This is a genomic window from Bowmanella pacifica, from assembly GCF_014645355.1.
GTDB classification, from domain to species: domain Bacteria; phylum Pseudomonadota; class Gammaproteobacteria; order Enterobacterales; family Alteromonadaceae; genus Bowmanella; species Bowmanella pacifica.
The window spans coordinates 197,126-219,153 of the sequence record NZ_BMLS01000002.1 but is presented as its reverse complement, the minus strand read 5'-3'; the positions used below and the strand labels follow the sequence as shown (position 1 = coordinate 219,153).

General features: G+C 51.6%; 21 protein-coding genes. 15 read left to right on the top strand and 6 right to left on the bottom strand.

All coding sequences use genetic code 11. The features are described 5' to 3' along the window. Nucleotides 1–40 precede the first annotated feature (40 nt). From leuD to leuA, 4 genes are read right to left on the bottom strand one after another with little or no spacing between them, the layout of a single operon-like run. Nucleotides 41–640 carry a 3-isopropylmalate dehydratase small subunit gene (gene leuD / locus IEX02_RS07055; protein WP_188692349.1) on the bottom strand — a complete coding sequence of 200 codons (600 nt, stop codon included), beginning with the start codon at nucleotides 638–640 and terminating at the stop codon, nucleotides 41–43. Continuing rightward, on the bottom strand, nucleotides 637–2,037 hold the full coding sequence (leuC, locus tag IEX02_RS07050; protein ID WP_188692346.1) for a 3-isopropylmalate dehydratase large subunit: 1,401 nt from the start codon (nucleotides 2,035–2,037) through the stop codon (nucleotides 637–639). The genes leuD and leuC overlap by 4 nt, the downstream gene beginning before the upstream one ends. Further along, nucleotides 2,037–3,134 (bottom strand): 3-isopropylmalate dehydrogenase, encoded by a 1,098-nt coding sequence (gene leuB / locus IEX02_RS07045; protein WP_188692343.1) that lies wholly within the window; start codon nucleotides 3,132–3,134, stop codon nucleotides 2,037–2,039. Before leuB ends, leuC begins: the two co-directional genes overlap by 1 nt. Then, entirely contained in the window at nucleotides 3,135–4,688 is a 1,554-nt protein-coding gene (leuA, locus tag IEX02_RS07040) for a 2-isopropylmalate synthase (RefSeq protein WP_188692341.1), read from the bottom strand. Between the two features lie 517 nt (nucleotides 4,689–5,205). Between leuA and flhA the strand changes: the two genes are divergently transcribed. The 12 genes from flhA to IEX02_RS06980 all read left to right on the top strand — a co-directional run bounded on the left by flhA (nucleotide 5,206) and on the right by IEX02_RS06980 (nucleotide 17,213). Further along, on the top strand, nucleotides 5,206–7,305 hold the full coding sequence (gene flhA, locus IEX02_RS07035; protein ID WP_188692338.1) for a flagellar biosynthesis protein FlhA: 2,100 nt from the start codon (nucleotides 5,206–5,208) through the stop codon (nucleotides 7,303–7,305). A gap of 19 nt (nucleotides 7,306–7,324) precedes the next feature. Then, on the top strand, nucleotides 7,325–8,629 hold the full coding sequence (flhF, locus tag IEX02_RS07030) for a flagellar biosynthesis GTPase FlhF (protein ID WP_188692335.1): 1,305 nt from the start codon (nucleotides 7,325–7,327) through the stop codon (nucleotides 8,627–8,629). Next, nucleotides 8,626–9,498, top strand: coding sequence for a MinD/ParA family protein (locus tag IEX02_RS07025; protein WP_188692333.1), 873 nt, complete (start codon nucleotides 8,626–8,628; stop codon nucleotides 9,496–9,498). Before flhF ends, IEX02_RS07025 begins: the two co-directional genes overlap by 4 nt. Further along, the gene (locus IEX02_RS07020) at nucleotides 9,495–10,220 is read left to right on the top strand and encodes an RNA polymerase sigma factor FliA (RefSeq protein WP_188692330.1); all 726 of its coding nucleotides are present in this window, start codon (nucleotides 9,495–9,497) and stop codon (nucleotides 10,218–10,220) included. The genes IEX02_RS07025 and IEX02_RS07020 overlap by 4 nt, the downstream gene beginning before the upstream one ends. Before the next feature lie 46 nt (nucleotides 10,221–10,266). Continuing rightward, complete coding sequence (cheY, locus tag IEX02_RS07015; RefSeq protein ID WP_188692327.1) at nucleotides 10,267–10,650, top strand: chemotaxis response regulator CheY; 384 nt, start codon at nucleotides 10,267–10,269, stop codon at nucleotides 10,648–10,650. Nucleotides 10,651–10,685: 35 nt separating this feature from the next. Then, a complete protein-coding gene (locus IEX02_RS07010) occupies nucleotides 10,686–11,432 on the top strand; it encodes a protein phosphatase CheZ (protein ID WP_188692325.1) in 747 nt (248 codons plus the stop codon). Nucleotides 11,433–11,445: 13 nt separating this feature from the next. After that, entirely contained in the window at nucleotides 11,446–13,620 is a 2,175-nt protein-coding gene (locus IEX02_RS07005; RefSeq protein ID WP_188692323.1) for a chemotaxis protein CheA, read from the top strand. Then, the gene (locus IEX02_RS07000) at nucleotides 13,620–14,726 is read left to right on the top strand and encodes a protein-glutamate methylesterase/protein-glutamine glutaminase (protein ID WP_188692320.1); all 1,107 of its coding nucleotides are present in this window, start codon (nucleotides 13,620–13,622) and stop codon (nucleotides 14,724–14,726) included. The genes IEX02_RS07005 and IEX02_RS07000 overlap by 1 nt, the downstream gene beginning before the upstream one ends. Nucleotides 14,727–14,761: 35 nt before the next feature. Continuing rightward, complete coding sequence (locus tag IEX02_RS06995) at nucleotides 14,762–15,541, top strand: ParA family protein (protein WP_188692317.1); 780 nt, start codon at nucleotides 14,762–14,764, stop codon at nucleotides 15,539–15,541. After that, nucleotides 15,538–16,206 carry a chemotaxis protein CheW gene (locus tag IEX02_RS06990; RefSeq protein ID WP_188692315.1) on the top strand — a complete coding sequence of 223 codons (669 nt, stop codon included), beginning with the start codon at nucleotides 15,538–15,540 and terminating at the stop codon, nucleotides 16,204–16,206. The genes IEX02_RS06995 and IEX02_RS06990 overlap by 4 nt, the downstream gene beginning before the upstream one ends. A 23-nt stretch (nucleotides 16,207–16,229) precedes the next feature. Next, nucleotides 16,230–16,718, top strand: a complete 489-nt coding sequence (locus IEX02_RS06985) for a chemotaxis protein CheW (protein ID WP_188692313.1) — start codon at nucleotides 16,230–16,232, stop codon at nucleotides 16,716–16,718. A gap of 63 nt (nucleotides 16,719–16,781) precedes the next feature. Continuing rightward, nucleotides 16,782–17,213 carry a DUF2802 domain-containing protein gene (locus IEX02_RS06980; RefSeq protein WP_188692310.1) on the top strand — a complete coding sequence of 144 codons (432 nt, stop codon included), beginning with the start codon at nucleotides 16,782–16,784 and terminating at the stop codon, nucleotides 17,211–17,213. Between the two features lie 101 nt (nucleotides 17,214–17,314). On the opposite strand, the gene IEX02_RS06975 is transcribed toward IEX02_RS06980, so the two are convergent. Continuing rightward, nucleotides 17,315–17,626 (bottom strand): EscU/YscU/HrcU family type III secretion system export apparatus switch protein, encoded by a 312-nt coding sequence (locus IEX02_RS06975; RefSeq protein WP_188692307.1) that lies wholly within the window; start codon nucleotides 17,624–17,626, stop codon nucleotides 17,315–17,317. Nucleotides 17,627–17,629: 3 nt separating this feature from the next. Continuing rightward, nucleotides 17,630–19,780, bottom strand: coding sequence for a flagellar hook-length control protein FliK (locus IEX02_RS06970; RefSeq protein ID WP_188692305.1), 2,151 nt, complete (start codon nucleotides 19,778–19,780; stop codon nucleotides 17,630–17,632). Nucleotides 19,781–19,938: 158 nt separating this feature from the next. On the opposite strand from IEX02_RS06970, the gene ccmA reads away from it, so the two are divergent. The 3 genes from ccmA to IEX02_RS06955 are packed head-to-tail and all read left to right on the top strand — an operon-like array spanning nucleotide 19,939 to nucleotide 22,027. After that, nucleotides 19,939–20,592: a cytochrome c biogenesis heme-transporting ATPase CcmA gene (ccmA, locus tag IEX02_RS06965; protein ID WP_308422482.1), complete on the top strand. Its 654-nt coding sequence runs from the start codon at nucleotides 19,939–19,941 to the stop codon at nucleotides 20,590–20,592. Then, nucleotides 20,592–21,257: a heme exporter protein CcmB gene (ccmB, locus tag IEX02_RS06960; protein WP_188694037.1), complete on the top strand. Its 666-nt coding sequence runs from the start codon at nucleotides 20,592–20,594 to the stop codon at nucleotides 21,255–21,257. The genes ccmA and ccmB overlap by 1 nt, the downstream gene beginning before the upstream one ends. Before the next feature lie 23 nt (nucleotides 21,258–21,280). After that, nucleotides 21,281–22,027 carry a heme ABC transporter permease gene (locus IEX02_RS06955; RefSeq protein ID WP_188692300.1) on the top strand — a complete coding sequence of 249 codons (747 nt, stop codon included), beginning with the start codon at nucleotides 21,281–21,283 and terminating at the stop codon, nucleotides 22,025–22,027. The last annotated feature ends 1 nt before the right edge of the window (nucleotide 22,028 follow it).

Genomic DNA, 22,028 nt, shown 5'->3' with positions numbered 1-22,028 from the left:
GAAAAGAAGTGTCGGCATGCCGACACTTCCGTGCTGAATACTAGCGCCAGGCTGGAATAGCCTGCTCGTAGGTATCAATGCTCTTGGCCAGTTCAAGGGTTTCACCAATAGCATCCAAACCTTTTACCAGCTTGTACTTATGGTGCTCCTTGATGTCAAAGTCGAAGCTCTGATTGGCTACACGAACTTGCTGAGCAGGTAAATCAACCTCAATTTGTACCTCTGGGTCAGCCTCAACCGCGGCAAACAGGGCATCCATCTGCTCATTGTTCAGGGCAATAGGCAAAAGTTGATTGTTCATGCAGTTGCCGTAAAAAATGTCGGCAAAGCTAGTGGCAATTACCACCTTGAAACCGTAATCGGTAAGCGACCAGGGGGCATGCTCACGGCTGGAGCCGCAGCCAAAGTTCTCTCTGGCCAGCAGAATTTCACTGCCTTGGTGCTCAGGCCTGTTGAGCTCAAACTCCGGATTGGGCACTTTCTCTTCCAGATCCAGATAACGCCAGTCGTGGAATAGGTGCTTGCCATAGCCTGCGCGGGTCACCGCGGTTAAGAACTGCTTAGGGATAATCTGGTCAGTATCCACATTGGCGCGATTCAGTGGCGCCGCTTTGGCGCGAAGTTGTGTGATACCTGTCATTTATCCAACTCCCTTACGTCAACAAAACGGCCTGCCAATGCGGCGGCGGCGGCCATGGCCGGGCTTACCAGGTGGGTGCGGGCACCACGGCCCTGACGGCCTTCAAAATTACGGTTACTGGTGGAGGCGCAGCGGTCGCCGGCTTGCAACAGATCATCGTTCATGCCCAGGCACATAGAGCAGCCAGGCAAACGCCACTCAAAACCGGCGTCCAGAAACACCTTATCCAGTTGCTCGGCCTCGGCTTGTTGTTTTACCGCGTAGGAGCCGGGAACCACAATGGCATTAACGCCCTGAGCAACCTTGCCAGTGCGGGCAATCTTGGCGGCGGCGCGCAAATCTTCAATGCGGCTGTTGGTGCAAGAACCAATAAACACATGGCTGATGGCCACATCCGACAGTTTCTGGCCGGCTTCCAGACCCATATAGTTAAGGGCTTTTTCTGCCGAGGTGCGCTCTACCGCATCAATGAAACTGGCTGGCGCTGGAATTGGCTCATCCACGGCCACCACTTGACCTGGGTTGGTTCCCCAAGTGACCTGAGGCTTAATCTCTTCGGCGGTTAAGGTCACAACAGTATCGAAGGGAGCATCCGCATCGGATTTTAGCGTTTGCCAGCAGGCCATGGCTTCATCCCAGTCAGCCCCTTTGGGCGCGCGCTCTTTATCTTTGAGATAATCGAAGGTGACTTGATCAGGGGCAATTAAACCTGCTTTGGCACCGGCTTCGATACTCATATTACAGATGGTCATGCGCTCTTCCATCGACAGCGCTTCGATGGCACTGCCAGCGTATTCCAGTACATAGCCCGTGGCACCGGCGTGACCAATCTTGCCGATAATGGCCAGAATAATATCCTTGGCGGTGACGCCGATAGGCAGTGTGCCATTGACTTCCACCTTCATGGTCTTGGCCTTACCCTGCTTCAGAGTTTGGGTGGCAAATACGTGTTCCACCTCGGATGTGCCGATACCAAAGGCCAAGGCACCAAATGCGCCGTGGGTAGCGGTGTGTGAGTCACCACATACCACTGTCATGCCGGGTAAAATCAAACCCAGTTCAGGGCCGATAACATGGATGATACCTTGCTTTTGGTGACCCACCGGGAAGAGTTCCACGCCAAATTTTTCGCAGTTGTCCATTAGGGTGCGAAGCTGCAACTGGTTGGCTGGGCCGCAGGCATCCAGTGCCAGAGAGCGGGTGGAAATACTGTGATCCATCGTGGCGAAAGTGCGCTGTGGGCAGCGTAACTTGCGGCCTTTTTCCTCCAAACCGGCAAAAGCCTGGGGAGAGGTGACTTCGTGGATCAGGTGACGGTCGATATAAATCAGGTTGTCGGTACCTGCCTGGGCCACTAAATGCATGTCCCAGATTTTGTCGTATAAGGTCTTACCCATCAGGCCAGCTCCTCCAATTTGGCAGCAATGTAATCGCCTACCTGTGCCGTGGTTTTGGCTTCATTTTTGCGCTCTGCACTTAACAGCTCGGCGGTTACATAACCGTCGTTCAGTGCTTGCTGTACGGCTTTCTCAATGGCCTCGGCAGCACTATTTTCGCCCAGGCTGTAACGCAGCAGCATGGCTGCCGACAGGATCTGTGCGATAGGGTTGGCAATGCCTTTACCTGCAATATCCGGCGCACTACCGCCTGCTGGCTCATACATACCAAAACCTTCAGCGTTGATACTGGCGGAGGGCAGTAGGCCCATGGAACCAGTGATCATGGCGCACTCGTCGCTGATAATGTCACCGAACAGGTTAGAACACAGCATGACATCAAACTGATTGGGGTAGCGCAGCAGCTGCATGGTGGCGTTGTCGATATAGATATGCTCCAGTTCCACATCGGCATAATCTTTGGCCACTTCCTCGGTAATTTCACGCCATAAACGGCTGCATACCAGTACGTTGGCTTTATCTACTGAGGTCACTTTTTTACCGCGCAGGCGCGCCGCTTCAAAGGCTATTTTGGCAATGCGGCGGATTTCACGGCGTGAATAACGCATGGTGTCAAAGGCGTACTCTTCTTCACCTTCACCGGCCATGCCCTTGGGCTGACCAAAGTAAATGCCACTGGTTAGTTCACGTACCACCATCACATCAAAACCGCTGGCAGCGATATCCGCACGCAGGGGGGACAGGGCTTCCAGGCCCGGATAGATTTTGGCCGGACGCAGGTTGCTGAACAAATCAAAATGGCTGCGCAGTTTTAACAGCGCGGCACGCTCTGGACGCTGATCCAGTGGCAAGCTGTCCCACTTGGGGCCGCCAATGGAACCGAACAAAATGGCATCTGCTTGCTCACACCCTTTGAGCGTATCTTCGGGCAGGGCATGGCCGTGTTTATCAATGGCGGCGCCGCCCACATCAAACTGGTTCAATGTCAGATTAAGGTCGAATTTGCGCTGGATGACGGCCAGCACTTTTTCTGCTTCACGCATGACTTCCGGGCCGATACCGTCACCGGGCAGTAAAGCTATGGAATACGAGTTCATCTACACCCCTGCTATTTTCTGTTGTTTCTTTTCATCTATCTGGTCTGCCAGACAGGTGTTATTCAGTACATAAATCAATGCTTTAACCCCGGCTTCGACGATATCGGTGGCCAGGCCAATACCGTTGAATCGACGACCGCGGTATTCTGCTACCACGCTGACTTGTGCCAGGGCATCGGCCCCTTCACCTTTGGAGTCCAGCTTAAAGTCGACAATTTCTACTTCGTTATTGCCGGTGACCTGAATAATGGCATTAAATGCAGCATCTACCGGGCCATTGCCGGTGGCCGAGGCGGTGCCTTCCTGATCGCCCATGCGCATCTTAACGGTAGCGCTGGGGATCATACCCTTACCGGCGTTAGCATGCAGGTACAGCAACTCGTAGTTGGCTTGCTGCTGCTTTTGCTGGTCGAAGAACACCAGGGCTTCCAGGTCGTAATCGAAAACCTGGCCCTTTTTATCGGCCAGTTTCAAAAACGCCTGATACAAGGTATCCAGATCATAATCTTCGTCTTTGTAACCCAGTTCATGCATGCGATGCTTGATCACATGACGGCCTGAGCGACTGGTCAGGTTCAGGTTGTTTTTATTAATGCCGACACTCTCTGGTGTCATGATTTCATAGGTATTCTGCGCTTTCAGGATACCGTCCTGGTGTATGCCGGAGGAGTGACTGAAGGCGTTAGCGCCGACGATGGCCTTGTTGCTCTGCACCGGCATATTACACATTTGGCTGACCAGCTTGGAGGTACGGAAAATTTCCTGGCTGTTGATACCGGTTTGCACGCCCAGCATGGCTTCGCGGGTTTTCAGGATCATGGCCACTTCTTCCAGCGAGCAGTTACCGGCCCGCTCGCCAATGCCGTTGATGGTACATTCAATCTGACGGGCACCATATTGTACGGCGGCAATGGAGTTCGCCACGGCCAGGCCTAAATCGTTGTGGCAATGCACCGAGATAGTGGCTTTGTCGATGTTGGGCACGCGGTTAAACAGGGTTTGGATAATGGCACCGAACTCACTGGGAATGGTGTAACCCACAGTATCCGGGATGTTGACTGTAGTGGCACCGGCGTTGATGGCGTTTTCCACCATGCGGCACAGGTAATCGATGTTGGTGCGGCCGGCGTCTTCACAGGAGAACTCTACATCGTCGGTATAGCGTCTGGCGTGTTTGATAGCGGCCACAGCCATGTCCAATACTTCATCCTGAGACTTGCGCAGCTTGGAGCCTACGTGAATATCCGAGGTGGCGATAAAGGTATGGATACGAAATTGATCGGCCACCTTCAGGGCCTCACCACAGGCATCAATATCTTTCATCACCGCCCGGGACAGACCGCAAACGGTGGCATTCTTAATTTCTCGGGCGATGGTTTGTACCGATTTGAAATCGCCGGGGGAGGAGACCGGGAAGCCAGCTTCGATAATATCCACGCCCAGACGTTCGAGGGCCAGGGCAATCTGCAGCTTTTCTTTTACGCTCAGACTGGCCGGAAGGGCCTGCTCGCCGTCTCTTAACGTGGTATCGAATATCTTGACTCTATCTGTCATGGTCTTTCCTCTTGTTGGTTGACCCGCCACACTGACACTGGTTTTTTACTTGGTACGAAAAGTGAAAAACCCGTGCGGTGCACGGGTTTTTCTAAAATTTTGCCTGTCTCTCGGCTACAACCTACCCGTGCAATCTTGCTGCCATTAGGAGGAGTAGAGAGAGGAACTTTTGCATTTGTTCTGGCCTGTGTTTCAAACAGGTCTATTAGTATCGTTTTAAGGCTTGTGCGTCAACCGTAAGCGGTAAATTAATTCGCCATTTGCCCGGTTTATTTGGCATAAGCATATGCAATTGAGCATGAATTGCTCTTGGTTGAAATAAACATCCTAATTTTTGCTAATTTTCTGGTTGGCCAGTCTTGTGCTGAGAAATATCACGCTTGCTAACTCCTAACTCCTAACTCCTAACTCCTAACTCCTAACTCCTAACTCCTAACTCCTAACTCCTAACTCCTAACTCAAGTCTGGCGCGCTTATTGCAAAACCCGTTCAGCCGTCAAAATTCTGTTGTAAGCGAATGGAACTGAGCACATACCTGAATCGATTCGATAAGAATAGCGTTAAGCAAATTACCTCGGGCCTTGGCGCCCCTGTCATTCTGCTGGCCATTATGGGCATGGTTATCCTGCCTATGCCGGCGTTTTTGCTGGATATTCTGTTCAGCTTTAATATTGCCTTGTCGCTGGTGGTCATCTTGGTTGCGGTGTTTACCAAGCGGCCCATTGAGTTTGGTGCTTTTCCTTTGGTGCTCCTGATTGCCACGGTTTTGCGTCTGGCGTTGAACGTAGCCTCTACCCGTGTGGTATTACTGGAAGGGCATGAGGGAGGCGACGCCGCTGGTAAAGTGATTCAGGCCTTTGGTGAAGTAGTTATCGGTGGCAACTTTGCCGTGGGTATCGTGGTGTTTGCCATCCTGATGATCATCAACTTTAAGGTGGTCACCGCCGGTGCGGGACGTATTTCAGAAGTGAGTGCCCGTTTTACCCTGGATGCCATGCCGGGTAAGCAGATGGCCATTGATGCGGATTTGAACGCCGGTTATATCGATTCGGATGAAGCGCGCCGCCGCCGTCAGGAAGTCACCACTGAAGCCGACTTTTACGGTTCAATGGATGGTGCGTCCAAGTTTGTGAAGGGCGATGCCATCGCCGGTTTGTTTATCATGCTGATTAATATTGTCGGTGGGCTCTTCATCGGCATGATTCAGCATGATCTCAGTTTCGGTAATGCCATAGAGATCTATACCATTCTGACTATAGGTGACGGCCTGGTAGCGCAGATTCCGTCACTGCTGTTGTCTGTGGCAACCGCCATTATTGTGACTCGTGAAAATGACTCCCAAGACATGGGTGGCGAAGTTAAAAAGCAGCTGGGTAACCGACGCGCGTTGTACATTACCACCGGCATTTTGTTTGTTATGGGCATAGTGCCAGGTATGCCGCATCTGGCGTTTTTGGGTTTCGCGGCGTTGATTGGTGGCTATGCTTACTATGATTGGTGGCGCGAACAAAAAGAGCAGGAACAACCGGCCGCCGGTGAGTTGGTGCCTGAGCAGGCCCGTGCACCAGCCGAAGCCAAAGAACTGGGTTGGGACGATGTGCAACATGTAGACACTATCGGTCTGGAAGTTGGCTACCGCCTGATTCCGCTGGTGGATAAAACCCAAGGCGGCGAATTACTGGCGCGTATTAAAGGCGTGCGTAAAAAGCTCTCCCAGGAACTGGGTTTCCTGATCCCGCCTGTGCATATTCGTGACAACCTGGATTTGAATCCTAATACCTACACTATTGCTATGCTGGGCGTGACTATTGGTGAAGCGGATATCAGCCACGATCAGGAACTGGCCATCAACCCCGGCCAGGTGTTTGGCAAGTTGGAAGGAAAACCCACCAAAGACCCTGCATTTGGTTTGGATGCGGTATGGATTAAACCCTCGCAACGTGAACATGCACAGACCCTGGGCTACACAGTGGTGGACGCCGCCACCGTAGTGGCAACTCACTTAAGCCAGCTGCTCAGCAATAACGCCTACCAATTGCTTGGCTATGAAGAAGTGCAGCAACTGCTGGATATGCTGGCCAAGCAGAACCCTAAACTGGTGGAAGGGCTGGTACCGGATATCCTGCCGATGAGCACTGTGGTGAAAGTGCTGCAAACTTTATTGTATGAAGGCGTACCTATTCGTGACTTGCGCAGTATTGTGCAAACCCTCTGCGAATACGGACCTAAGAGTCAAGATCCCGACGTGCTGGTGTCTGCCGTGCGCATTGCCCTTAAGCGCCTGATCGCCCAGGAAATCAATGGTAGCAACAAAGAAATCCCGGTTATTACTTTGGCGCCAGAATTGGAACAGATGTTGCATCAGTCGCTACAAGCCGGTGGCGGTGACGGTGCCGGTATTGAACCGGGCTTGGCGGAGCGATTGCAGCAATCCTTAGCGGAGGCTGCCCAGCAACAGGAACTAGCGGGCGAACCTGCGGTACTGTTGACCTCTGGCATGCTAAGGCCGGTTCTGTCCAGATTCCTTAAGCATGCCATCGCCGGATTGCATGTAGTGTCTTATCAGGAAATTCCTGATGACAAGCAGATTAAAATTGTCAGCGCCGTAGGCCAGTAAGCTGACATAGGGGGTAAATGTGAAGATTAGACGTTTCTATGGAAAAGATATGCGTGATGCCTTAGCTCAGGTTAAAGAAGAGCTAGGCGGAGATGCGGTAATCATGTCTAACAAAAAAGTGGCAGATGGCATTGAAATTGTTGCCGCTTACGATCGCGAACCGGTTCGCAAAGCGGCTCCCCCTAAACCCGATACCAATGTGATGAGCAAACCTAAGGTGGCTGCAACTCAAGGGCAGAAAACCCCGAGCCTTAGTGAGATCATTGGCGATTCTGGCCCTGACAGCCTCAAGGCTCTGTTGGAAAAACAAAGCCAGCAGCCTCAGCAGCCGGCGCCTGCTTCGGTAGCAGAAACGGTGTCTGTCAGCCCCAAAGAACCCCCCGCAGTGCGTCAGGACGAGGCTGAACTGAACGATATCCGTCAAGAATTGAAGTCCTTGCGCAATGTGCTGGAATTTCAGGTTGCTGGTCTTATTAAGCAGGAAAGGCAGCAAGCCAGACCGCTACATGGCTACCTTATCGACAAACTGGTGCGTATGGGGATTACTCCTTCGTTGGCCGAACAGGTTGTGTCTTATGCCCCCGCTCAATGTGAAGAAAGGGATGCCTGGGTATTTTTGCTTAAGCTGTTGGCCAACCGTTTACATACCACCCAGAATGATATTCTGGGCAAAGGTGGCGTAGTGGCTTTGATGGGCCCCACAGGTACAGGAAAAACCACCACTATTGCCAAACTGGCTGCCCAATATGCCCAGCGTCACGGTGCCAATCAGGTTGCGTTGATTACCATCGACAGTTATCGCATTGCGGCTTATGAGCAGTTAGCCACTTACGGCAAAATTATCGGCTGTACCGTTAAGAAAGCCGCCAGTGCTGAGGAATTGTCCGATTTACTTCATCAGTTCCGCAACAAGGGCCTGGTATTGATTGATACTGCCGGTTTTAGTCAAAGAGACACCAGATTAATCAAACAGTTAGATACTTTAACGCAATCATCTTATGCTAATATCAAACACTACCTGGTATTGGCCGCAAATGCGCAGCATAGGGTAATGGAGCATCAGTTGGCCACTTACCAACAGATTTCTTTGCAAGGTTGTATTTTCACTAAACTAGATGAGTGTTACAGTCTCGGCGAAGCCATTAGCCTGGCCTTGGAGCACCGTTTACCCGTCGGTTATTTGACGGATGGACAGAAAGTACCCGAGGACATTAAAGTGGCCGATGCCAAGTACATAATTTCTTGTGCAGCCAGATTGTTTAAGCAGTATGCTTTAACACCCACAAGAACTCAGCAGGTTGTAAACTCAGCAGTATCATTATGATTGAGGATCAAGCGAGTAGCTTAAGACGAATGAACCAGCCCAATCTCATTAAAGTTATCGCCGTTACCGGTGGCAAAGGCGGAGTGGGGAAAACCAACATTACGCTGAATACGGCCATCTCTATGGCTAAGCAAGGTAAGCGAGTGTTGGTATTGGATGCCGACCTGGGGTTGGCCAACGTCGATGTTATGTTGGGCCTGCGGGTCGAGAAGAATCTATCCCACGTGTTGTCAGGCGAATGCCTGCTTGAAGAAGTATTAGTTGAGGGCCCGTATGGCGTGAAAATTGCGCCGGCGACATCGGGCTCTCAATCCATGACCGAATTGACCCCCACGGAGCATGCCGGGCTTATTCGCGCGTTTAGCGAATTGCGCAGCAAAATTGACGTACTAATCGTTGATACCGCCGCAGGTATCTCGGATATGGTATTGAGTTTTTCCAGAGCGGCCCAGGACATTATGGTGGTAGTGTGTGACGAACCTACGTCACTGACCGATGCCTATGCCCTGATCAAAATCTTGAACCGCGACCACGGTGTGTTTCGCTTTAAGATAGTTGCCAATATGGTGCGCAACGTCCGTGAAGGTCAAGAACTCTTTGCTAAACTGTCGAAAGTGACTAACCGCTTCCTGGACGTAGCCTTGGAGCTGGTGGCCACCATTCCGTTTGATGAGAATATTCGTAAAGCGGTTCGTCGCCAGAAATCTATAGTGGAAGCCTACCCAAGCTCTCCGGCTGCGGTAGCGATTTCTAATCTGGCTAGCCAGGCCTTACGTTGGCCGATACCCACTCAACCGGGCGGGCATTTAGAGTTTTTCCTGGAACAGTTGATCAATCAGAATTCCGCGGTCCATAGAGATAAAGTGTGAACAATAAAGCAGCCGCCTATCAGCAATTCGACAGTAAAACGAAGCTGGTTGAGCAACATGCCTCGTTGGTAAAACGTATTGCGCATCATTTGATGGCTCGTCTGCCTGCCAGTGTGCTAGTCGATGATTTGATTCAGGCAGGTATGATTGGACTGTTGGAAGCGGCCAAGAACTTTGACGGTTCAAAAGGTGCCAGTTTTGAGACCTTTGCCGGTATTCGTATACGTGGTGCGATGCTGGATGAAATCCGCAAAGGTGATTGGACCCCACGCTCAGTACACAAGAACAGTCGTGCCATTGCTGAAGCCATTCAAGCGGTGGAACGAGAAACCGGTGGCGATGCCCGGGATGCCGATGTTGCAGCCAAACTTCAGGTCAGTCTTGATGACTATCATCAGATGCTTAACGAAGTGAATGCCGGGCGTTTGGTGGGTATCGAAGACCTTGGGGTGACTGAGGATGTCATCAGCACCGAGCAGACGCGCGGAACAGACGCGCCCTTTGACGATTTGTTACAGGGATCGTTTCAAAAAGCGCTGGCCCATGCTATTACTACCTTGCCTGAGCGCGAAGCCATTGTGCTATCACTCTATTATGACGAAGAGCTTAACCTGAGGGAGATCGGCGAAGTCCTTGAAGTCAGTGAGTCTCGGGTTAGTCAGATCCATAGCCAAGCCATGTTGAGACTCAGAACTCGCATGCAAAGCTGGCAAATGGAATAAAATTTAATAAGAATAACAGTTGGTTGAATCCTCACTGGAGGCAGTTTTGGATAAAAACATGAAAATTCTCGTGGTCGACGATTTCTCGACTATGAGACGCATTATCAAGAACTTACTGAAAGATCTCGGCTTTACTAATATCCAGGAAGCTGATGACGGCAGTACTGCATTGCCTATGCTGCAACAGGGGGATTTTGATTTTGTCATCACTGACTGGAACATGCCGGGCATGCAGGGTATTGACCTGCTCCGCGCAATCCGTGCCGATGACAACCTCAAGCACACCCCTGTGTTGATGGTAACGGCGGAAGCCAAGAAAGAGCAGATCGTAGCGGCGGCGCAGGCCGGAGTTAACGGCTATGTTGTGAAGCCTTTCACTGCAGCCACGCTAAAAGAGAAACTCGAAAAGATATTTGAGCGCCTTGGGTAGTCCCTGGCGGATCCTAGAGCATAAGGAACGCCTTAATGACGATTACCGAGCAAGCTCCCATTTCGCTTGAGGATGCGCGCCAACTGGTGGCATTGCTTGAGCAGGGAGACAATCAAGGAGCAGCACAGTTACTGGAATCCATCACCATGGCGGATTCCATGGAATTGTTTGCTGAGGTGGGTAAGTTAACCCGCCAGCTACATGACTCTTTGAATAATTTCCAATTGGATGCACGTATTGCCGACCTGGCGCAGGAAGATATTCCTGATGCCCAGAGTCGTCTCAACTATGTCATCGAAACCACCGAAGAGGCAGCTAACCGCACTATGGATGCGGTGGAAAACAGTATGCCTATTGCCGAACGCCTGAATGCCCGGATTAATGAAATTCTGCCCGAGTGGAAGAAGTTGATGACCCGGCAGCTGCAATTGGGTGAGTTTAAGGCGCTTTGCCATGATATGGACAAGTTTCTTGACGAAGCCAGTGGCGATTCAGCCAAACTCAATGAACTGCTTACCGAAGTGCTGATGGCCCAGGGTTATCAGGACCTGACTGGTCAGGTTATTCGCAAAGTTATTGATCTGGTTAAAGAAGTCGAAGATAGCTTAGTGCATATGCTTACCGTGTTTGGTGAACCTGAAGTGGATGAGGAAACCAAACAAGCCCAAAAAGAGGCCAACAAAGAAATGGCCGAGGGGCCAATCATTGATGCGGCAAGCCGGGACGATGTGGTAACTGGTCAGGATGACGTTGATGATCTACTTTCAAGCTTAGGGTTTTAAGGGGAATTGATGCATGGCCTTTGACGTTGATGAGGATATCCTGCAGGACTTCCTGGTTGAAGCGGGAGAAATTCTCGAACTGCTGCAAGAACAGTTGGTCGATCTGGAAAATAATCCCGAAGACGCAGATCTGCTGAATGCCATTTTCCGTGGTTTCCATACCGTCAAAGGTGGTGCCGGGTTCTTGTCACTGACAGAACTGGTTGACGCCTGCCATGGTGCCGAGAACGTGTTTGACGTGCTGCGCACCGGTAAACGTCAGGTAACTGCTGAGCTAATGGATGTGATTCTACAAGCGCTGGACAGCATTAATGAAATGTTTGCCAACGTCAAAGCCCGTGAACCGCTGGAACCTGCGGCGCCCGAGGTGCTTGAAGCCCTGCATCGTTTAAGTAAGCCTGAATCTGAAGATGAGGTGGCCAGTGCGCCTGTTGCGCCTGAACCTGACCCTATTCCTGAGCCTGAGATCATTAGTGATGCGTCAACCGAGGGCAGCATTGATGATATTACTGAGGACGAATTTGAAGCCCTGCTCGATGAGCTTCACGGACCTGGCAGTGGCCCGTCTGCAACTAAAGCTGAGCCAGCGGCAGACTTAACCGAGGGTGATGAAGACATCACCGATGACGAATTTGAAGCCTTGCTTGATCAACTACACGGCGAAGGTAAGTTCAGTTCTCCCAGCGAAGCGCCTGCCCCCTCTGCTGCGCCGGCAAGCGCTCAGGATGACAGCGACGATATCACTGATGACGAATTTGAAGCCTTGCTGGACCAATTACACGGTTCCGGTAAAGGCCCTGGTGCTGCGCCACCCGCAGCGCCAAAGGCAGAAGCACCTAAGCCCAAAGCCGAACCCAAGGCCGCCGCAGCCCCTGTAGCTAAAGCGGCGCCGGCTAAACCCGCGGCTAAGCCATCTGAAGATGATGAGGACGACAAAACCGCTGGAACCGCACTGCGTGCAGGGGATAAAAAGGCGGCCGCTGCTCCCCCCGCAGAGACCACGGTGCGGGTGGATACCAAGCGCCTCGACCAGATTATGAATATGGTCGGTGAATTGGTATTAGTGCGTAATCGCTTGTTGAGTTTGGGTGTGAATCTCAATAATGAGGACATGTCCAAGGCGATTGCCAACCTGGATGTGGTGACCGGTGACCTGCAAGGTGCGGTGATGAAAACCCGCATGCAGCCTATCAAAAAGGTATTCGGTCGATTCCCGCGGGTAGTAAGAGATCTGGCCCGCAGCCTGAAAAAAGAAATTAACCTGAATTTGGTGGGTGAAGACACCGACCTGGATAAAAACCTGGTTGAAGCCTTGGCCGATCCTTTGGTGCACTTGGTCAGAAACTCCGTTGACCATGGTATTGAGATGCCCGATGAGCGGGAAGCATCAGGCAAGAAACGCACTGGTACAGTGACCTTGTCTGCCTCTCAGGAAGGCGATCATATTCTGCTAACCATCGAAGATGATGGTAAGGGCATGGATCCCGACAAACTTAAAGACATTGCGATTAGTCGCGGTGTGCTGGATGCCGACGCGGCAGCCCGGATGTCAAACGAAGATGCCTTTAATCTGATTTTTGCCCCAGGCTTCTCTACCAAAACCGAGATCTCGGATATTTCCGGTCGCGGCGTAGGTATGGATGTGGTGAAAACCAAGATCAATCAGTTAAATGGTACCGTGCATATTCACTCCGAAAAAGGGGTGGGTACCCGATTAGAAATCAAGGTACCGCTGACCCTGGCTATTTTGCCTACCCTGATGGTTATTGTTGGTGAGCAGACCTTTGCGCTGCCGCTGGCGGCTGTTAGCGAAATTATCAATGTGGATATGAGCAAAACCAACACCGTCGATGGTCAGCTCACCATGATTGTCCGTTCCAAAGCGATTCCACTGTTCTACCTGAAAGAATGGCTGCATCGCAGTAAAGGGAAGGTTGATATCGAGCGCAGTAAAGGCCATGTGGTGGTGGTACAAATTGGTACCCAGCAGGTGGGCTTTGTGGTGGATGCCTTGATCGGTCAGGAAGAAGTGGTGATTAAGCCGTTAGATGCCTTGTTACAAGGTACGCCTGGTATGGCGGGAGCGACTATCACCAGTGATGGCGGTATTGCCCTGATTCTAGACATTCCCAGCCTGCTTAAGCGTTATGCCAAAAAGGCCTTAAAGACAAGAAAAGCAATTAACTGATGCAATACAAGGTTCTGGTTGTCGACGATTCGACATTCTTTCGTAGACGGGTTTCAGATTTCCTCAACCAGGATCCGGGCCTGACGGTGGTAGGCGAGGCCAAAAATGGCCAGGAAGCCATTGAAATGGCCGCTAAACTGCAACCTGATGTGATCACTATGGATGTGGAAATGCCGGTGATGGATGGTATTAGTGCGGTAAAGCGTATTATGGCCAGCACCCCAACACCGATTTTGATGTTTTCCTCGTTAACCAAAGACGGTGCTCAGGCAACCTTAGATGCGTTGGATGCAGGGGCGCTGGATTTTCTGCCCAAGAAATTTGAGGATATCGCCAAAGAGCGTCAGGAAGCCATTAGCTTGCTTCAGCAGCGGGTTAAAGCCCTGGCCAGACGTCGGGCTTTTTCTCGTCCCAGTTTGCTGCGGACAACGCCAAGCCCGCGTCCCAGCCTGCGCGATACGCGTGCGCCAGAAGTAAAACCAGCCGTCAGCGTTGACGCGACTCGACCTCCTAAGGCCAGTGGTAAGCGCTATTCCGCCTTGGCTATTGGTGCTTCGACTGGCGGCCCTGTGGCGCTGCAAACTATTCTGACGAAATTACCAGCGAATTTTCCTTATCCCATCTTCCTGGTTCAGCATATGCCAGGCACTTTCACCACGGCCTTTGCGGGACGAATGAATAATCTGTGTCAAATTAAGGTGAAGGAAGCCGAAAATGGCGATCTGATTGAGCCAGGCTGTGCCTACCTGGCACCCGGCGGTAAACAGATGCTGGTAGATGGGACCAGCCGTTCATGCCGCATCCGTATTGTGGATGATTCCGGGCTGGAAAATATTACTTATAAGCCCAGCGTTGATCTTAGTTTCGCCTCTCTTGGGCGGATTTATGGTGGTGATTTGCTGGCCGTGGTGTTGACCGGTATGGGCGCTGATGGTCGCGAAGGTTGTCGTTCACTGAAACAGCGGGGCGCCACCATCTGGGCACAGGATGAGAAAACCTGTGTTGTCTATGGCATGCCGCAAGCCGTAACTGCGGCCGGACTCTCATCAGCCAGTTTGGCGCTTGGCGATGTCGCTTCCCATATTTTAGCCGAAATGCCTGCCTGAAACGGGCAGGCCTGCGCACCTTGAAGGGTTGAGTTGTGATTGTCTGGACAGTGGCAAACCAAAAAGGCGGTGTAGGCAAAACCACTACCACGGTGACGCTCGGCTCGCTGTTAGCCCTGAAGGGCAAAAGGGTGTTGCTGGTAGATACCGACCCGCATGCGTCCTTGAGTTATTACTTTGGGGTCGACTCCGAGGAAATGTCGTCCAGTCTCTACGATGTCTTTCTCGCCCACCAGAACCTTACCGCTGACAGCGTGTTGGACAGCTTGTGTCCGACTAAATTTGATTCCCTGTTTATTTTGCCTGCCACCATGGCACTGGCCACACTGGATCGCAGTATGGGAAATCAGGGCGGCATGGGGTTGATTATCAAAAAGGCCCTGGCCCTGGTGGAGCATGAGTTTGATTATGCGATTATGGATTGTCCGCCGGTGTTGGGGGTGCTGATGGTCAATGCCCTGGCCGCGTGCCAGCGGATACTGATACCGGTACAAACCGAGTTTTTGGCTCTCAAAGGCCTGGACAGGATGATGCATACGCTGGAGATCATGAAAAAATCCCAGCCCCGTGAATACACCTACACTATCATTCCAACCATGTACGACAAGCGCACGAATGCCGCACTGGAAGCTTACAAGAAATTGCGTGAGACTTATGGCAATCTGGTTTGGAACGGCGTGATTCCGGTGGATACCCGTTTTCGAGATGCCAGCCAGGCACAAAGTCCGTTACCGGTTTTCCAGCCGCGAAGTCGGGGTGTGTATGCGTATAACAGCTTACTGAATTTTCTTTTAAGTCAGGAAATGAGTGAATGAGCAAAGGTCAGTTTGCCAATGAAAAGGTAATGGAAGATTACCTGTCTGCGCTGCTGACCGAAGAGGTAGTCATAGAGCAGGCGCAGCGCCAGACAGTGGCGAAGTTGCTTAAAGAAGCTCAGCCACTGATTCAGGAACCTGAAGTGGTACCTGACGTACAGGCGCAGCCGGAAACCGAACCTGTGGTTGCTCAAGTGCAGGAGCCTGAATATCGACAAGGGGCCTTCCAGGCCTTATTGTTCGAAGTGGCGGGTTTGACCCTGGCGGTGCCGCTGACCGAGTTGGGAGGCATACATCAATTCGATAAGGCCTCGCCGCTCATCGGTAAGCCGGATTGGTTTAAAGGGGTGATGCTGCACCGGCACGAAAAGCTTAAGGTGGTGGATACCGCACGTTGGGTGATGCCAGAAAAATACTCAGAAACACTGGCAGAAGCCTTAAATTATCAATATCTTATTATGTTAGGAACCAGTGGTTGGGGGCTTTGCTGCGAATCATTGGTAGATACGGTCAGCTTGCATCAGGATGATGTGAAATGGCGCGAAAATCAGGGCAAGCGTCCCTGGTTAGCTGGGCTGGTCAAGGAGAAAATGTGTGCCCTGATCGATGTTGGTGCATTGATCGAACTGTTTGAACAGGGCCTGGGCAGTAAAGATACAGATTAATCCGCTAGTCGGGAGCGAAGCACATGAGTGATGACAGAAACAATAACGCAGCCATGGACAATGACGAAGTCCTGCAGTGGGTGACCTTCAGATTAGGGGAGGAAACCTATGGCATCAACGTGATGCAAGTGCAAGAAGTACTGCGTTATAGCGAGATTGCTCCGGTACCGGGAGCCCCGGATTACGTATTGGGGATTATTAACCTGCGCGGAAACGTGGTTACGGTCATTGATACCCGTGCCAGATTTGGTCTGGAAGCCAATGATGTGACAGATAATACCCGCATTGTGATTATCGAGTCTGAGCAGCAGGTGGTGGGAATTTTGGTGGATAGCGTGGCTGAGGTGGTATATCTCAAGTCATCCGAAATTGACAGTGCGCCGAATGTGGGTACCGAAGAGAGCGCTAAGTTTATTCAAGGCGTCAGTAACCGAGATGGCGAGTTGTTGATCCTGGTGGATCTGAATAAGTTGCTGACCGACGAAGAATGGGATGAAATCAGTAGTCTGTAACGGCTAACGAGGTAACTAAACACCCGCTTAGCCGGGTGTTTTTGTATCCGACTAAGGAAACGTATGGCTTGGATGGGAATTGGGTTTGGATTGGTGCTGCTATTCGGCGTGATGCTGGTAGTGGTGTTGCTGCGTCAGCAAGCTGCACTCAATTCTGGCCGTACTGAGTCCGGACAACAAACCTCTGAAATCAGCGCGTTACGGCAAGAATGCCAAGCACTGGAGGCCCAGTTGCATGAATTACGTGCCAGTAGTATAGGTATGGGGCAGCGCATCAAACAGTTGGAAAGTCGTCAAAATGAGTTTGATAACAGTTTGGGGCAAATTCAGGAACAGCAGCAGGCGCTGGCTGAAATGGATCCCGATACCAAGCTCTACAACCGGGCGGTAAAACTATTGCAACAAGGCGCGTCGGTGGACGAATTGATGCACGAATGCGAGTTACCCCGGGCCGAAGCCGAGTTGTTGTTTAGTATTCATGGTAAACAGAGTTAGGAAAATATTTGTTATACCAGAGTGCTAAGTTAATACTTGTTTGCCTCACGCCTCACGCCTCACGCCTCACGCCTCACGCCTCACGCCTCACGCCTCACGCCTCACGCCTTATCATCTACCTTGCCATGCATATTGTTCCAGCTATTGGGAAATTTACCCTGCAGCACATAAGAAAAGGCAATTAGCTCCGCGATGACAATATACAGCTCACGTGGGATTTCCTGACCCAGGTCCAGGCTATTCAGAAAACCGGCCAACTGTTCGTCTTCATGCACTAGCACGCCATGCTCTCTGGCCAGGGCAATAATCTCTTCGGCTAACTCGCCAAATCCCTTGGCAACGATTTTGGGGGCCTGCTGCGGGTTGTCGGCCTGATATTGTATGCCCACTGCACTTTTAGGTTTATCTGTCATGCCTTAAGCCTTTGTCTCAAATACCTGGTAGGGACGTTGCTGCAGGTGTTCAGGGATCTTACCCAACTGGCAATGGCTATGGTTAACCTGAATACCCAGTGCGGTCAGACGCTTCTTCAAATGCGGGATAAATTCAATTACCTGATCCCTGAGTGTTGGATTGGCCGCATAAAAGTCCAATTCCACCTCGGTTTGATAGAGCCTGGCTTTGGCCAGTAAACCACCTTGGTCACCAATATCCAGTTTCATGGTTAAATGCCACTGACGGTCTGCACTTTGCTGAGGTTTATTTTTCTTACTTGGCGGCGGTTCGCGACGCACCAGCAATTCGATATCTCGCCGGGCCTCTCCCTGACCTATGGGCAGATTATAGTAAAAGCTGTCCTGGCCCTGAATTTGCGCCTCTGCGCCTCGTATCTTGCTGTGACTATGTCCACCCAGCAGACGTCCAAGGGTATTGAGCAGTTGGTGCCGCTGCTCCAGTTGCGCCAGATCTGCCAAGTTTCGTTGATTCAGTGGTGGGGCGCCTGCACTGGGCCGCACGTTGTCCAGTAGGCTAGTTAAACCTTCCAGTAATTTTTGTCCCTGATTTGTCTGTAGCTTAGTGGTTTGATTTGCCAGCCGGGAAGCCAGGGTAACCTGCAGCAGCGTCACTAATGCTCCCACCAACCCTTGATTGTTGTTCGTACTGACCAACTGTAATGGCGTTAGGCTTAAGGCCGGGGTAGTGAGTATGGCGCGCAGGGCACCGACATCCTGCTCGGCCCCTTGGGGCAGGCTTTGTTTTATATGCTGGTTAAGTTGGTTCAGCAATTTGCTGCTGTCGGTTGCCACTGACCTATTATCGGTCAGTGCAGTGTCAATTTGATGTAACAGCCGGGTGGGGGAGTCCTGTTGGCTCAAAAGTCGACGGCCCAGTTCCTGCAGTGTCTGATACAAGGGGCTTTGCGGCTCCACTTTACTCGCTGCCAACTGGGTTTTACTCAAGGGAGCTGGGGCTTGCTGCTCTGTCACCGACATGGGGCCAGCTTGGCTACTTTGCAGTACAACTTGCTGCCCTGGCGGATTATGTCCTTCCACTTTCAATGACGTGGCAGCTTGTGCGGCCTGAAAAGGCGGCGCCGTGGGTAAGGTTTTCGCGCTATCCCCAACCGGCGCCGGTGTACCGGCATGGGCTTTTTGAGCTGACTCAAGGCTGCCTGAAGCCGCGTTGGGTTGCAGGTTGGTTATTGTCTGTTGAAGAACTTGCTTACCTAGCACCAAAGTGGCGAGCGGTGGTTGGGTGGTTAACAGCAGCTGTGCCTGGGCGTTCGCTGGCCAATGGAGTCTGGCCGACTGCACTTGTTCTCCTTGCACTCCTTGCAATAGGGGCAACAGAGATTTTTGTTGGGCTGCGGGTAACTGGCTGACCCATTGCTTAAGCTGTGCGACATCCACAATTTGCGCTTTACTCAAGGGAATTATCTGACGGAATAACTCACTGCCTTGACGGGCAACAGGCCATTCAGTGGTTACTGTTTTAAGTGGCGGTGGTTCAGCGCCTGGACGGGAAGGCGATGAGTGTGCGTTCGTTGTCTTAAGCTCCGTTTTTAGCTCTTGTCCCAACAGCTTAACTGTCCATTGGCCTTGTTGGCGTTGATAACTTACCTCCACCTGTTGACCGGGACGAATCTCTGGCAGAGGTGAGCTAAGTGCCAGCCTGACGGATTGTCCTTGAACATCCAGTAACAGCGCTGCTGTGTGCTGATTGAGTACCCGCGCGGTAAAGGTCAGGTTGTCCGCCAGACCAGGCTGGTTTTTGATGATAGCGGGCAACAAGCTATCCAGTGCTGCGTTATGCAGGGGAATAGACTGCTGACGTGCAGTGTTTGTGGCGGTTTCCAACGGAGGGTAAAACAGCAAACGTCCGCCCGCTTTGTTGTCGGTAAGTAACTGATATAACTGACCGTTCTGTAGCTTGCCCTTAAGCTCACTGGCAGCAATCACCACCTGACGATTTGCCAGGCTCAGCATCAACTGATTACCAGGTAGCAGTTTTACCTCGACCTGATTTAATTGTTGAATCATTTTGTCAGGCAGCGTTACCCCTGCCTGCTGGAGCTGTCGCATGGCATTGAGTAAGGCGGATTGAGGGGATAATTGCAGATCTGACATAGGCTCTTATCGACAGACATTGCGGTTAGCTGAATGTCAGGTGTCTTATTTAATGGAATTTTTGATGATCTCGATCAGTATATCAAGGGCCGCGAAAACATCCCCAACTGTGCAGGTCTATGCTATTATCCGCCGGTTTTTGTGCTGTGCATTTCGTTATGAATTGCCAACCACCTAATAGGCTAAGTTTGTCCTTACTATCGGTTAACAATTTATCCTGTATAAAGCGCGATCGCATTTTGTTTGAGGAATTAGGCTTTGCCATGCAGCCGGGGGAACTGCTGCATGTGCAGGGACCCAATGGCGCAGGCAAAACCAGTTTATTGCGCTTGCTGGTAGGGCTGTCGCTACCGGATAGTGGCACCATTTTATGGCGCGGAGAGGATGTTCGTCGTACGTCTGGCCTGTATCAAAGCGAATTATGTTATTTCGGCCATAAACTGGGCGTGAATCTGGCGTTAAGCGCCATAGATAACCTGCGGTTCTGGTGTCGTATGCAAGGACTGCCGGCCGGTCAGGATCTTTATCCGCTGCTTGAAATCTTAGGTCTGGTGGGACTGGAAGAACTGCCCGCCGGGCAATTGTCTGCCGGCCAACAGCGCCGCATTGCCCTGGCCCGATTTTGGCTCAAGTCCTGCCCGTTATGGGTATTGGATGAACCTTTTACCGCACTGGATCGCCAGGCGGTTAAATTACTCAAGTCCCGACTGGCCGCACATCTGCAAAACCAGGGGATTATCATTATGACCTCCCACCAAAGCCTGGATTTTCCTATGCCGGTGCGTGAGCTGCATCTGGAGTATCGCTTATGATGGCGCGACTAACCGGATTGTTGGGCCGGGAGATGACGCTGGCTTACCGGCAAAAATCAGAGTTGATCCAACCACTGATTTTCTTTGTATTGGTGATCAGTTTATTTCCTCTTGGTGTGGGGCCAGGTCCACAAATGTTGCAGAAGATCGCGCCAGGGGTCATATGGGTGGCCGTGTTGTTGTCATCGTTGCTGGGGATGGAAAGATTGTTCCGTGATGATTTCAGCGATGGCTGGCTGGAACAGATGATGTTAAGCGGTCTGCCGCTGTATGCGGTGGTGTTGGTTAAAGTGACCGCGCACTGGCTGACCTGCGTGTTGCCCCTGCTGCTGATTTCGCCCTTGCTGGCCCTGTTTTTGAACCTGACCCCTGCTATGTATGTGGCGCTGCTGTGCAGCCTGCTGATTGGCACACCGCTCCTCAGCCTGGTTGGTGCGACCGGTGTGGCGTTGACGCTGGGGTTACAGCGGGGGGGCGTGCTGTTGTCGCTGTTACTGTTGCCGCTGTTCATCCCATTATTGATTTTCGCCACCTCGGCGGTGGATGCGGCGTCTATGCAACTCCCCTATAATGGCCAGCTAGCCATTATAGGGGCATTGCTGTTACTGGCATTGGCGCTGACACCGATAGCCACCGCGCATGCTTTGAAGATCAGTCAGAATTAAAAAACTATTAGGTGCAACTGACTATGTGGAAATGGTTACATCCATACGCTAAAACCGAACGGGCATTTGCCTTATGCAGCAAGCTACTGCCATGGTGCTGGGGCGGAGCTGCGCTGGGGCTGACGATAGGTTTGATTTGGGGCCTGGCATTTGCGCCGGCTGATTATCAGCAGGGTGATTCATTCCGGATCATTTATCTGCATGTGCCCAGCGCAATTTTGTCGATGGGCGCCTACAGCGGCATGGCTATTGCCGCCTTCATTGGGCTGGTGTGGCAAATCCGCAGTGCCGATATGGCGGTAGCGGCTATTGCGCCAGTGGGCGCGGTGGTGACTTTTGTTGCCCTGTTTACTGGTGCCGCTTGGGGCAAGCCCATGTGGGGAACCTGGTGGGTATGGGATGCCAGGTTAACGTCTGAACTTATCCTGCTGTTTCTGTACCTTGGCGTGATGGCGCTCTATCAATCTTTTGAAGACAAACAGCAAGGTGCCAAAGCCGCCGGTATTCTTGCCCTGGTCGGGGTGGTTAATCTTCCCATAATTCATTACTCGGTAGAGTGGTGGAATACCCTGCATCAAGGGGCCACTATCACAAAATTTGGTAAACCCTCTATTGCACCTGAAATGCTTTGGCCGTTGCTGATAAGTATTGTCGGTCTGGGTCTGCTGGTGGCAGCATTGAGCCTTTATCGTCTGCAAAGTGAGATGATTCGCCGGGAAATGCATCGTCCCTGGGTACAGGCAATGTATACGCAGCAAGAGGGGCAATAAT